General features: G+C 36.2%; 13 protein-coding genes. 5 read left to right on the top strand and 8 right to left on the bottom strand.

Annotated features, from left to right (window positions below):
* Positions 1–129: 129 nt before the first annotated feature.
* The 3 genes from ffh (at position 130) to AACY93_RS02695 (ending at position 2866) form a co-directional block, all read left to right on the top strand.
* Positions 130–1458: a signal recognition particle protein gene (ffh, locus tag AACY93_RS02685; RefSeq protein ID WP_007646534.1), complete on the top strand. Its 1329-nt coding sequence runs from the start codon at positions 130–132 to the stop codon at positions 1456–1458.
* A gap of 67 nt (positions 1459–1525) precedes the next feature.
* Positions 1526–1897, top strand: coding sequence for a four helix bundle protein (locus AACY93_RS02690; protein WP_286852822.1), 372 nt, complete (start codon positions 1526–1528; stop codon positions 1895–1897).
* A 93-nt stretch (positions 1898–1990) separates the two neighbouring features.
* Entirely contained in the window at positions 1991–2866 is an 876-nt protein-coding gene (locus tag AACY93_RS02695; RefSeq protein ID WP_007646539.1) for a tetrahydrofolate dehydrogenase/cyclohydrolase catalytic domain-containing protein, read from the top strand.
* 7 nt (positions 2867–2873) lie between these two features.
* On the opposite strand, the gene AACY93_RS02700 is transcribed toward AACY93_RS02695, so the two are convergent.
* The 6 genes from AACY93_RS02700 to AACY93_RS02725 are packed head-to-tail and all read right to left on the bottom strand — an operon-like array spanning position 2874 to position 7425.
* Positions 2874–3290 carry a VOC family protein gene (locus AACY93_RS02700; protein ID WP_287005887.1) on the bottom strand — a complete coding sequence of 139 codons (417 nt, stop codon included), beginning with the start codon at positions 3288–3290 and terminating at the stop codon, positions 2874–2876.
* A gap of 5 nt (positions 3291–3295) precedes the next feature.
* On the bottom strand, positions 3296–4051 hold the full coding sequence (rluF, locus tag AACY93_RS02705; RefSeq protein WP_007646544.1) for a 23S rRNA pseudouridine(2604) synthase RluF: 756 nt from the start codon (positions 4049–4051) through the stop codon (positions 3296–3298).
* A gap of 18 nt (positions 4052–4069) precedes the next feature.
* Positions 4070–4897, bottom strand: a complete 828-nt coding sequence (locus AACY93_RS02710; protein ID WP_286852824.1) for an alpha/beta fold hydrolase — start codon at positions 4895–4897, stop codon at positions 4070–4072.
* Positions 4894–5268: a cupin domain-containing protein gene (locus AACY93_RS02715; protein ID WP_007646549.1), complete on the bottom strand. Its 375-nt coding sequence runs from the start codon at positions 5266–5268 to the stop codon at positions 4894–4896. Before AACY93_RS02715 ends, AACY93_RS02710 begins: the two co-directional genes overlap by 4 nt.
* 47 nt (positions 5269–5315) lie before the next feature.
* Positions 5316–5867 (bottom strand): hypothetical protein, encoded by a 552-nt coding sequence (locus AACY93_RS02720; RefSeq protein WP_286852825.1) that lies wholly within the window; start codon positions 5865–5867, stop codon positions 5316–5318.
* Positions 5868–5892: 25 nt separating this feature from the next.
* A complete protein-coding gene (locus AACY93_RS02725; RefSeq protein WP_286852826.1) occupies positions 5893–7425 on the bottom strand; it encodes a helicase HerA-like domain-containing protein in 1533 nt (510 codons plus the stop codon).
* 197 nt (positions 7426–7622) lie between these two features.
* Here AACY93_RS02725 and AACY93_RS02730 point away from each other — a divergent pair, with 197 nt between their 5' ends.
* The gene (locus tag AACY93_RS02730) at positions 7623–8255 is read left to right on the top strand and encodes a 7-carboxy-7-deazaguanine synthase QueE (protein ID WP_286852827.1); all 633 of its coding nucleotides are present in this window, start codon (positions 7623–7625) and stop codon (positions 8253–8255) included.
* Positions 8256–8383: 128 nt separating this feature from the next.
* On the opposite strand, the gene AACY93_RS02735 is transcribed toward AACY93_RS02730, so the two are convergent.
* The gene (locus AACY93_RS02735) at positions 8384–8917 is read right to left on the bottom strand and encodes a DUF2911 domain-containing protein (protein ID WP_007646557.1); all 534 of its coding nucleotides are present in this window, start codon (positions 8915–8917) and stop codon (positions 8384–8386) included.
* A 41-nt stretch (positions 8918–8958) separates the two neighbouring features.
* Positions 8959–10230 (bottom strand): YCF48-related protein, encoded by a 1272-nt coding sequence (locus AACY93_RS02740; RefSeq protein ID WP_286852828.1) that lies wholly within the window; start codon positions 10228–10230, stop codon positions 8959–8961.
* A 169-nt stretch (positions 10231–10399) separates the two neighbouring features.
* Between AACY93_RS02740 and asnB the strand changes: the two genes are divergently transcribed.
* Positions 10400–12064, top strand: a complete 1665-nt coding sequence (gene asnB / locus AACY93_RS02745) for an asparagine synthase B (RefSeq protein ID WP_286852829.1) — start codon at positions 10400–10402, stop codon at positions 12062–12064.
* Positions 12065–12299 lie beyond the last annotated feature (235 nt).

Here is a 12299-nt window from a genome sequence, read left to right on the forward strand (position 1 = left end):
TGATAAGATTAACAGAGTTAAAAAGCTGTCTATAAAGGCAGCTTTTTTTATGGAATTAATTCTAAACTAAACTTTATAAATACGCTTGAAATTGCTATTTTTGTGCCTCTTAAAAACAGAAAGAAGACTATGTTTAATAATTTAAGTGAAAAATTAGATAAAGCCTTACACGTACTTAAAGGACACGGAAGCATTACAGAAGTAAACGTTGCCGAAACCTTAAAAGAAGTTCGTAGAGCGCTTTTAGATGCCGATGTTAACTTTAAAATAGCCAAGGAATTTACTGTTCGAGTAAAAGAAAAAGCACTTGGACAAAACGTATTGACTACCCTTCAACCTGGACAGTTAATGGTTAAAATCGTTAAAGACGAATTAACCGAACTTATGGGTGGCGATGCAGCTGGTCTTAATTTATCTGGTAACCCTAGCATTATTTTAATGTCTGGTTTGCAAGGTTCAGGTAAAACCACTTTTTCTGGAAAACTGGCCAATTACCTTAAAAACAAAAAAACAAAAAAACCTCTACTGGTAGCTTGTGATGTGTATCGTCCTGCAGCAATCGATCAATTACATGTAGTAGGAGAGCAAATAAATGTTGAGGTTTATAGCGATAAAGGAAATACAGATCCCGTGGCAATTGCTCAAGCAGGTATCGCTCATGCCAAAGCCAATGGTCATAACGTTGTGATTATAGATACGGCTGGTCGTTTGGCTGTAGATGAAGTCATGATGACCGAAATTTCCAACATTCATAAAGCCATACAGCCTCAGGAAACACTGTTTGTGGTCGACTCCATGACTGGTCAGGATGCCGTTAACACAGCCAAAGCTTTTAACGATGTCTTGAATTTTGATGGTGTTATATTAACTAAATTAGATGGTGATACTCGTGGTGGTGCTGCAATTTCCATTAAATCTGTAGTTAATAAGCCTATTAAATTTATAGGTACTGGCGAGAAAATGGAAGCTATTGATGTGTTTTATCCATCTCGTATGGCAGATAGAATTCTGGGCATGGGAGACGTTGTGTCCCTTGTGGAAAGAGCTCAAGAGCAATACGATGAGGAAGAGGCAAGAAAAATCCAAAAGAAAATTGCTAAAAATCAATTTGGTTTTGACGATTTCTTGAAGCAAATCCAGCAAATCAAGAAAATGGGGAATATGAAAGACCTTATTGGGATGATTCCTGGAGCTGGAAAAATGATGAAAGATATTGATATAGACGATGATGCTTTTAAAGGTATTGAAGCCATTATCCATTCCATGACACCTTTGGAGCGCAGTAACCCGTCGGTTATTAATGCCAGCAGAAAAAAACGTATTGGAAAAGGGTCTGGAACCTCTGTTCAAGAAGTGAATCAGTTGTTAAAACAATTTGATCAAATGAGCAAGATGATGAAAATGATGCAAGGAGGCAAAGGAAAAGCCATGATGCAGGCTATGAAAGGGATGAGGTAGTTTTTAGTCTCATTTTTCAGTCTCAGTAAGCAGTGTTTTAATATTTTAATCACGAAATTATTAGTAAATGGATTTTAAAAAACCAATAGCGTACCAAAAAGCATTTGATTTGGCTATGTCTGTTTTTGAAATTTCAAAATCATTTCCAAAAGAAGGAACCTACTCACTTACTGATCAAATTAGAAGAAGTTCACGTTCATTAAATGCTAACTTAGCTGAAGCTTATAGAAAAAGAGAATATCCAAAACAATACGATGGTAAACTAACTGATGCTGATGCAGAAAATTCTGAAACAAATACTTCGTTAGATTTTGCTTTAGCTTGTAATTATATTTCGAAAGAGCAACACATTGATTTATCAAATCGCGGAATTGTAGTTGGTAAATTAATAAATTTTATGATAAATAACCCAGGGAAATTCGAGGTAAATACTGATTGATTTTTAATTGAATTAATCTTAAAACCGCGACAGAAAACCAATCTCGCAAGGGCAAACACTGAAAACGGCAACTGCGACAGAAAACTAATAATTATGGTCATACTAGACGGAAAAAAAGTAAGCAACGACATTAAGAACGAAATTGCTGCAGAAGTAAAAAAAATGAAGGCCAAAGGCGAAAAAGTGCCTCATCTAGCGGCTATTATTGTTGGGAATGATGGCGCTAGTTTAACCTATGTGGCCAGCAAAGTTAAAGCTTGCGAACGTGTTGGTTTTGAGTCTACCATGATCAGGATGTCCAATACCACCAGTGAAATAGAATTGTTGGATAAAATAGATGAGCTCAATAACAATCCAGATATTGATGGATTCATCATTCAACTTCCTTTGCCTAAACAAATAGATACCCAAAAAGTTTTAATGGCTGTAGATCCAGACAAAGATGTTGACGGATTTCACCCAATGAACTTTGGTAAAATGGCCTTGGATATGTCTACCTTTATTCCTGCAACACCTTTTGGGATTTTGGAACTATTGGACAGGTATAATGTAGAGACCAAAGGCAAGCATACCGTTGTTATTGGACGTTCTCATATTGTAGGCAGACCCATGAGCATTTTAATGGGACGTAAAGGGTTTCCTGGTAATTCAACGGTAACAGTCACGCATAGTCATACAAAAAACATCACTCAAATAACCTCTCAGGCAGATATTATTATTTCTGCATTGGGAGTTCCTAATTTTCTAAAAGCTGAAATGGTTAAGGATGACGCCGTTATTATCGATGTTGGTATTACACGTGTTGCAGACGAAAATTCCCCTAAAGGATATGTGATTACTGGAGATGTAGATTTTGAAAATGTTAGTAAAAAAGCCAGTTTTATAACGCCAGTTCCTGGAGGTGTTGGTCCTATGACCATAGCTATGTTGTTAAAAAACACCTTATTGGCTAGAGAGTTGCGCCACTAAAATTTTACTATTTCGCAAATAATTGATTCCTGTCTTTAAACGCTTTAAACTCTAATGCGTTACCAGCTGGATCATAAAAAAACATGGTAGCTTGTTCGCCAACCAAACCTTCAAATCGAATATAAGGTTCAATAATAAAATCAATTTCTTTTTGTTTAAGGGAATCTGCAAGTGCATGGAACTCGTTCCAAGGTAAAACCACGCCATAATGAGGTACGGGAACGTTTTTTCCATCTACAGAATTGGTATGTAAATCTTCTTCTGGTTTTGGTTTGTAATGGATTACCAACTGATGCCCAAAAAAATTGAAATCCACCCAATGATCGCTGCTTCTGCCTTCTTCACAAAGCAACACATCTTTGTAAAAGGTTCTGCAGGTCTCTAAATTGTGAACAGGAATGGCTATGTGAAATGGAGGAATCATGAGGTTTATTTTTTTCTGTTAGGTTTGGTTTTTGTTCTAAATTCCTTAGTGGAACTTTCCAGCAATTGAGACAGTTCTTGAAATTCTTTGGCTGTTAACTCTCTGTATTCGCCAACGGGAATATCCAGTTTAATGTTCATGATACGAACACGTTTTAAGGTTTCAACTTCATAATTCAAATATTCACACATTCTTCGGATTTGTCTGTTTAAACCTTGTGTTAAAACAATCTTGAATTCGTAGGTTCCCAATTTTTCAACCACACACTTTTTGGTAATCGTATCTAAAATAGGCACGCCTTCGCTCATGTGTTTTATAAACGTTTGGGAAATGGGTTTGTCTACCGTTACAATGTATTCTTTTTCGTGGTTGTTGCTCGCTCTTAATATCTTATTTACAATATCGCCATCGTCAGTTAAGAGAATTAAACCTTCACTCGGTTTGTCCAACCTGCCAATTGGGAAAATACGTTTCGGATAATTTATAAAATCGATGATGTTGTCCTTTTCAACGCGAGTATCAGTGGTACAAACAATGCCTACAGGTTTATTGAAAGCCAAATAAACAAATTCTTCTTTTGTGTTTTTAATTAATTTTCCATCAACATGTACCACATCGGTTGGAGCTATTTTGGTTCCCATTTCAGGGATTTCACCATTAATGGTCACACGTCCAGCTTCAATGAGTTTGTCTGCTTCGCGACGGGAACAATAACCAACTTCACTTAAAAATTTATTGATGCGTTTTAAATTTTCTTCCATAGCGCAAAGATAGCAACTTTAGTTGTCTATAAAATCGTAAATGTAGTTGGAAACTTCTTCGGTTGCTAAAGAATGGCCATATCCTTCAGTTGAAACCAACATGCTGTTCTTGTATTTTGTTTTAATAAGAAGTGCATCATTATAGGGAATGATATTGTCTTTTTTGTCATGAATAATCAATCCTTTTGAAGTAATATGTTCTGAATAGGTTGCCGTGGAGAAAGCTTCAGGGTAATCGCCAAAACGTTCTTTGATCATTGAGTTAAGATATTTTTTAACGCGTTTGCTATAGCCAAGCATGTTGGTGTATCTTTTTAAAACATCGGTAAATTCTGAAGGTGCTCCAAGTAAAATCATTTTTTGCACATGTTCTTTTTGGTATTTGTATTGAAAATAGGCAGAAGCCATACCTCCAACCGAATGTCCAATAATGATGTTGGGTTCAAAACGGTCTGAAACCACTTTAATAAATTCCGAATACATTATGGCATTGAACCTGTTGCTGCCGGAACGTCCATGTGCAGGAGCATCTAATGCAACAACGCCAAAGCCTTTTTGTTTTAAATTTGTAATCAATTCTTTCCATCTAGCAGAGTTGCTTTCCCAGCCATGAGCCAATAATACAGTCTGTTTTTTTCCAAGCCATCGATAGGTCATAATGGGCATGTTGTTAAAGGACAGTTCTTCCCTAAAGGCCGTGTCCAAAAAATCGGATTGCTTTTCGTCTGGCCTACCTTTTAAGGGTTTTGTGAATAAAAACAAAGCCATTCTAGCTGCCAATTTGGGGAAAAACATGCCAATACTGTTTATAAAAAATCCTATGGTTTTTTGTAAGATGGTTTTCATTCGCTTTCCCTGTTAACTAAATTCATGGAAAAAGCAGGTAAACAAATGGCCAAATATTCGCAAGGTTCTGTAAACGGATTGGAATATTGAACTCTTGTGTTTTTTTCAATTTTTATGGATTGTCCTGCCTCCAACACAATTTCTTCACCATCTATTATAAACTGTTTTTTGCCTTTAATGATAAAGGTGTACTCGTCGAATTCTGGGGTTTGAAAAGGTTCGCTCCAACCTGCTGGTGCTATCATGTGCGCCACACTTATATTGGAATCTTTATTTGTTGCATTTCCAAAATGTTCCCTTATTATTTTTCCGTCGGTTGTTGGAACAACAAACGGACTCTCTTGAATGGTGTATTTTTTATTTTCTTGCATTTTATTTGCTTCAACTGCTAAGTGTTATTAGGAGATTGCCTTCTAAATCACCAACCTATCATAAAATATTTAATTTTAGCTTTTTCCGGAATTTGAACAGCTTCTATTTTGGCATTGGTATCAAATTGCAATTCGGCAGGCAATTCACTTTTGGATATGGTAAAAAACGCATTGATGTCGTTTACAAAAACCACTATGTTTTTAAGCGTATTTTGAATGCTTGAAATTTTATAATGTGTTTCAATATCCCCAAAGGTACTGTTTGTGCTTATACCTTTTTCCGTTTTAAACCTGCTGTCCAATACTTTTATGGTTTCTATGGTTGAGGTGGAATCCTGGACTGTTTTAGGTGTTAGCGTTAGCAACTTGTTTCCTGACTTATCAAAAACATCAATGTCTGTTCTGTTAAATGTAAACTCATTATCCAGAAGTCTAGACACAACCGAATCGTTGGCAAAAACAGCTTTTAAGTCTTTAACTTGAGTGGAATCTGTTAGCAATCCAACATGTTGTTTTCCTATTTGAAACGGATTTTGTTCTTTTTTACAACCAATACACAATAGGCTTATGAATACTAGGCTGAAAACGGTTTTTTTCATATACATATTTGGGTTAAATTAGGGGTTATTTTTTCATGACTTTGGTTAAAATTCCAAAGACACTTCTAATAAATGTAGCACTTGTAAGTACTTTTACAATGGGGTTCATCCTGGTGCTTTTTCTACTGGAAGTACTTTTGGATTTCGCTTTTTCAAGAGCTTCTTTTTCCTTTCGTGCTTTTTCTTTAAGCTCTTCGGCTTCAGCTTGTTCAATTTTTTCATTGAGCATTTCATAGGCACTTTCCCTATCAACTTCTTCGTTGTATTTTTTTACAAGTTTCGAGTTGTTAAGTAAATTTTCCAATTCAGTATCGGTTAAAATGTCCATTCTGCTCATTGGAGCACGCATCATGGTTGCAGCCAAAGGTGTTGGTCTGCCTTTTTCATTTAAAGCAGAAACCAAGGCTTCACCAGTTCCTAAAGAGGTAAGAACGTTTGCAGTATCATAATATTCTGTGTCTGGATAATTTTGCGCAGTCAACTTTATGGCTTTTCTGTCTTTGGCAGTAAAAGCTCTTAACGCGTGTTGGACTTTTAGCCCTAGTTGACTTAAAACGGCTTCAGGAACATCTGTAGGGTTTTGGGTAACAAAATACAAACCAACTCCTTTACTTCTAATCAGTTTTACAATACTTTCAATTTGATTCAATAAGGCTTTGGATGCTTCGTTAAAAATTAAATGTGCCTCGTCTATAAACATGATTAGTTCTGGCCTTCCCGTATCTCCTTGTTCAGGAAATGTGGAATAAATTTCTGCCAACAAACTTAGCATAAAGGTTGAAAACAATTTAGGTTTGTCTTGAATATCCGTTAATCGAATGATATTTATGTAGCCTCTACCGTTTTCATCAACTCTAAGCAAATCTTGAGGGTCAAACGATTTTTCACCAAAAAACAAGTCGCCTCCCTGTTGTTCCAGCTCTACGATTTTTCTTAAAATGGCTCCAGTGGAAGCTGTGGAAATTCGGCCATAAGCTTCTTCAAACTCTTTTTTGCCTTCGTCTGTGGCATATTGCAGGATTTTTTTGAAATCTTTTAAATCGAGTAGTGGTAGTTTATTGTCGTCGCAATATTTAAAAATAACGGAAATAATACCAGCTTGGGTTTCGGTAACGTCCAGAATCCTTGAGATTAAAACAGGTCCAAATTCGCTAATGGTTGCACGAAGCCTCACACCATTTTGTGCAGAGAGCGTTAAAATTTCTACAGGAAAAGCTTTAGGTTCAAATGGCAGCCCTATGGCTTCATGGCGTTCATCAATTTTTGCATGTCCAGGACTTGGTTGGGCCAATCCACTTAAATCACCTTTTATGTCCATAAGAATCACTGGAACGCCTTTTTCCGAAAGGTTTTCAGCAAGCACTTGCAAGGTTTTGGTTTTACCTGTTCCTGTTGCTCCAGCAATTAAACCATGTCTGTTCATGGTTTTTAATGGAACGTTTACAAAAGCATTTTTTATGGTCTTTCCATCTAACATGGCAGAGCCTAAAGTAATGTATTCCCCTTTGTTGGTATTGCCTTCCGTGATATGGTTAAAGAACGCTTCCTGTTTATTCATTTTTTAAATTTTTTATAAAAATACTAATCTTCAACCAATCTGCTGGAAAATCTTTTCAACAAATAAGTGGAAGGTGTATTTAATGATATGGTCTATAAAAATTTTATTTGGTACTAATAATGATTTTTGTAAATCATTATCGAAAAACTGTTTGTTGCATACTGCATACTGAATACTGTTTCCTATCTTTGCAAACTATGACTAGAAGTGAAAGACAAGAGTTGATTGATAAAGGGTTGTTGTTGCCTTTAATGGAAGAGTTTTACACCATTCAAGGTGAAGGTTTCCATAAAGGCACTGCTGCTTATTTTGTGCGAATTGGAGGTTGTGATGTGGGTTGCCATTGGTGTGATGTAAAAGAAAGCTGGTTGGCAGAATTGCATCCTCCCACTGAAACCGAAAAAATAGTTGAAAACGCTGTTAAATACAGTAAAACCATAGTGGTTACTGGAGGAGAGCCCTTAACTTGGAATATGACACCTTTGACCACGCAGCTAAAGGAAAAAGGTTTGCAAACACATATTGAAACCTCAGGAGCTTATAAGCTCACTGGTGTTTGGGATTGGATTTGCCTGTCGCCAAAAAAATTAAAGCTTCCAACAGAAGAGATTTATGGGAAAGCCCATGAGCTTAAGATGATTATTTACAATAAAAGCGATTTTAAATTTGCCGAAGAACAGGCAGCCAAAGTCAATAAAGATTGTATTTTGTATTTACAGCCAGAATGGAGTAAACGAGACAAAGTGGTTCCGGAAATTGTAGAGTATGTAATGGCAAACCCAAAATGGAAAGTGTCTTTGCAAACACATAAATATTTGAATATTCCGTAAAAAGGGATTAAGGTTTTTTAACACAATAATAAAGCACAAAGTGCTAAGAGTTTAGAACAAAGAAAAATGCTCCAAGAATATTTGCACTTAGGAGCATTTTTTAATTTTTGTAGTTTCGTGATTCGTTGTTATTTAATTGGCACAGTCACGCGTAAGGTGTCCCAACCCATATGCATGTTGCCTTTGTCATCAAAAGCAATTGAAAAAGCTTCCAATGTTTCTTTTCCTTCGGAAACAGGTACTGTTACCCTTGCCACATCATTAGCTTCGTTATAGGAATATGCGCCCCAAACATTCAAATCGGAATTTAAAATAACGGTCCATTCTTTATCGTTTGGAATGGTAAACATGGAGTAGGTGCCTGCTTTTACTTGTTTGTCTCCAAACATTTTGTCTTGATAAAAAGTAATCTCAACAGCTTCATTTGCGCCAGTTCGCCATACTTTTCCGTTAGGGGTTAAGGTTTTAACATCCCTTCCTTTTAATTGGGGTCTGCTGTATATAACCTTTACTTGCTTGTTGGACTCTTTGTAACTGCTTGGAAAAGCAGCTACGTCCATAGGACTTTTGTCTAAATCGCTAAAATTTTGTGCAGATAGGTTCAATGAAAATAGCATGATTACGGAACATGCCAAAACGGGGATTAAAGTTGATTTCTTCATGAGTTTTTTTTATAAATATAAAAGAATAATAATAAATGGATTTATTGTTTTATAAATTTTAACGATTGCCGTTGAAAATTATTATGGAAATTTATGTAGTAAACTCCGGTTGGTAAGTCGTCCACAGGAAAACTATATTCTTTTTGAATCTTACTTGAAGTAATGATTTCTCGTGATAATTGTCTTATGTAAGAGCCTTTACTGTCATAGAGTTCTATTAGCATGTTATCGTTACTGGGGAAATAAATGCTCAGTTTCAACACAGAAGTCACAGGATTGTTGTGTAATTGGATACTTAAAGATTTTGAAGGGTTTTCTGTAATACTATCAGTGTCTAAGGTTTCATCTGTAAATTTATAAATGGAAGTTCCAGAGGCATAAGCCAAAGAAGAATTTATAATAAAAATTCTATTCAAATTAGACCCAATATTTAAACTGGTCCAGCTAAGCCCTCCGTTTACAGTTTCATAAAAACCTGTTGTATGGCCTCCCATCCACCCAACATTTTCATTGATGAATCCAACAGCTTGAATGTCTGTTTCTGGTGCATCATAACTGTTCCAGTTTATCCCATTGTCGGTAGATTTTATAAGTTTCCCATTAAAAGGGGAAACAGAGGATACGGCACCAAACAATACATTTGGACTGTCTTCTAAAATTTGCAATTTCCAGACATATTCACCAGGTATATTGGAGTTGAAAATTTCTGTCCATGAGCTTCCTCCATCAGTAGTTTTTAAAATAATTGCCCCAGAGTTGTTGCTTCCACATGCAAAGCCCATGGCTTCAGTCAAAAACTTAATTTCCACTAAAGTATTTGCGTGAGGAGACATGTCTATATAACTCCAGGTTGTCCCACTGTCTGTGGATTTTATAATATATGCTGGTGAAAAATAAGCACCACACCCATAAACAGTACTGCTTCCTATTGCAGAAAAACCACAAATGGCAGGTGGATTTGGAGCTATGTTTAAGATTTCACTCCAATTTGCTCCACCATCGCTGGTTGAAAAAACCTTACCGTTTAAAGTGCCTAAAAAACCAATATCAGAATTCAAAAATTCAATGTTCCTAAAATAATAATTGCCTCCCAACATGCTTTCATTAAGTTGTTCTGTCCAAGTTATGCCACCATCAACAGTTTTATAAACAGAAGCATAGTAGCCATTTGCAGCCCATCCTAACGCATCAGTTAAAAAAAACACATCATCAAACCTTTGGCCATTGGCATTTGGAGGGATACTTGTGGTTTGCCATGTTTGGCCATAAATGGTATAAGTAAAAAATATAAGGAGTAATTTAAGATATTTCATATTGTAAAGATAATTAAGAAATGTTAACTCAAGCAATTACAATAAACAATATAAACATATGTAAAAGTAAAAATTTGAAACCAATTAGCTACTTAGTGTTTTATAATTATAATACAAATATCATTTTTGCTTAACTATTTCAAATAAAAGTAATACAAAAATATAGATTATGTGTGGTATTGTGTGTGCTTTCAATCTAAAGCAAAAATCCGAAGATTTAAGACCTCAAATCTTAGAGATGGCAAAAAAAATTCGCCATAGAGGTCCAGACTGGTCTGGAATTTACAGCAATGATAAAGTGATCATGGCTCATGAACGTTTAGCTATTGTGGATCCAGCATCCGGAAAACAACCCTTGTTAAGTGAAGATAAAAACGTGGTACTTGCAGCCAATGGCGAAATTTATAATCACAGGGATTTGAGAAAGCAATTAAAAACAGTATATAACTTTCAAACCGAAAGCGATTGTGAGGTTATTTTGGCTTTGTACAAAGAAAAAGGGATTGGTTTTTTGGATGATTTGAATGGCATCTTTGGATTTGCCATTTACGATGTGGTAGAGGACGAATACCTTGTGGCAAGGGATCACATGGGGATCATCCCTTTATATATAGGTTGGGACCAAAACGGCACTTTTTATGTGGCTTCCGAATTAAAAGCGCTGGAAGGTGTTTGTGCTAAAATTGAACTATTCCCTCCAGGACATTATTTATCCAGCAAAGATGGGAAATTTGTTAAGTGGTACTCAAGAGAATGGACTGCATTTGATGCTGTTAAAGAAAACAAAACATGCATAGCTGAAATTAAGGAAGCTCTTGAAGCTGCTGTACACAGGCAATTGATGAGCGATGTGCCTTATGGCGTGCTGTTGTCTGGAGGTTTGGACTCTTCCATAACGTCTGCCATTGCAAAAAAATATTCCCAAAAACGAATTGAAACTGACGATGCTTCTGAAGCATGGTGGCCACAATTGCATAGTTTTTCCGTGGGATTGGAAGGTTCTCCAGATTTGGCTGCAGCCAAAAAGGTGGCAGCCCATATTGGAACCGTTCACCACGAAATAAAATTTACCATTCAAGAAGGCCTGGACGCCATAAGGGATGTTATCTATCAATTGGAAACCTACGATGTCACAACAGTTAGGGCAAGTACTCCCATGTATTTAATGGCTCGAGTTATCAAATCCATGGGAATAAAAATGGTTTTGTCTGGCGAAGGTGCAGATGAACTGTTTGGAGGTTATTTGTATTTTCACAAAGCCCCAAATGCAAAGGAATTTCATGAAGAAACCGTAAGAAAATTAAGCAAACTCCATCAATATGATTGTTTACGTGCCAATAAAAGTCTGGCAGCTTGGGGCATTGAAGGTCGTGTGCCCTTTCTGGATAAAGTCTTCATGGATGTAGCCATGAAAATCAATCCTCAGGATAAAATGATAGGAAACGAACGCATGGAGAAATGGGTTCTTAGAAAAGCCTTTGAAGACATGCTTCCAGAAAGTGTGGCTTGGAGGCAAAAAGAACAGTTTAGTGATGGTGTAGGCTATAGTTGGATTGATACGCTAAAAGAGGTTGTAGCAGCAGAGGTTACCGATGAGCAACTGGCAAATGCCAAATATAAATTCCCAATTCAAACACCAACAAGTAAAGAAGAGTTTTATTATCGTTCCATATTTGCAGAACATTTTCCAAGTGATACAGCAGCCCTAAGTGTCCCTCAAGAAGCAAGTGTGGCTTGTAGCACTCAAATTGCTTTAGAATGGGACGAAGCTTTTAAAAACATGAATGACCCGAGTGGAAGAGCTATTGCAAAAGTGCATGCTGAGACCTATTGATAGCTATGTTGCATGTTATTAAAAAGTCAGTTTTTTCAAGCTGACTTTTTCTGTTTTAAAAATGACCCCTAATAATTATTGGTTCGTTTTTTTAGTGCATTTTCAAAAAAATATCACTTAAAGACAATATTTTAAAACGCCGTAGATTTCATTAGAGCCAAGAAGGCATTTTTGTTATTTTAACATTTCCATAAAAAACCCTAAAATGCAATTTAAGGCACTTTTTAAGCGTTTT

It is taken from the genome of uncultured Xanthomarina sp., assembly GCF_963971605.1.
Lineage (GTDB): Bacteria > Bacteroidota > Bacteroidia > Flavobacteriales > Flavobacteriaceae > Xanthomarina > Xanthomarina gelatinilytica.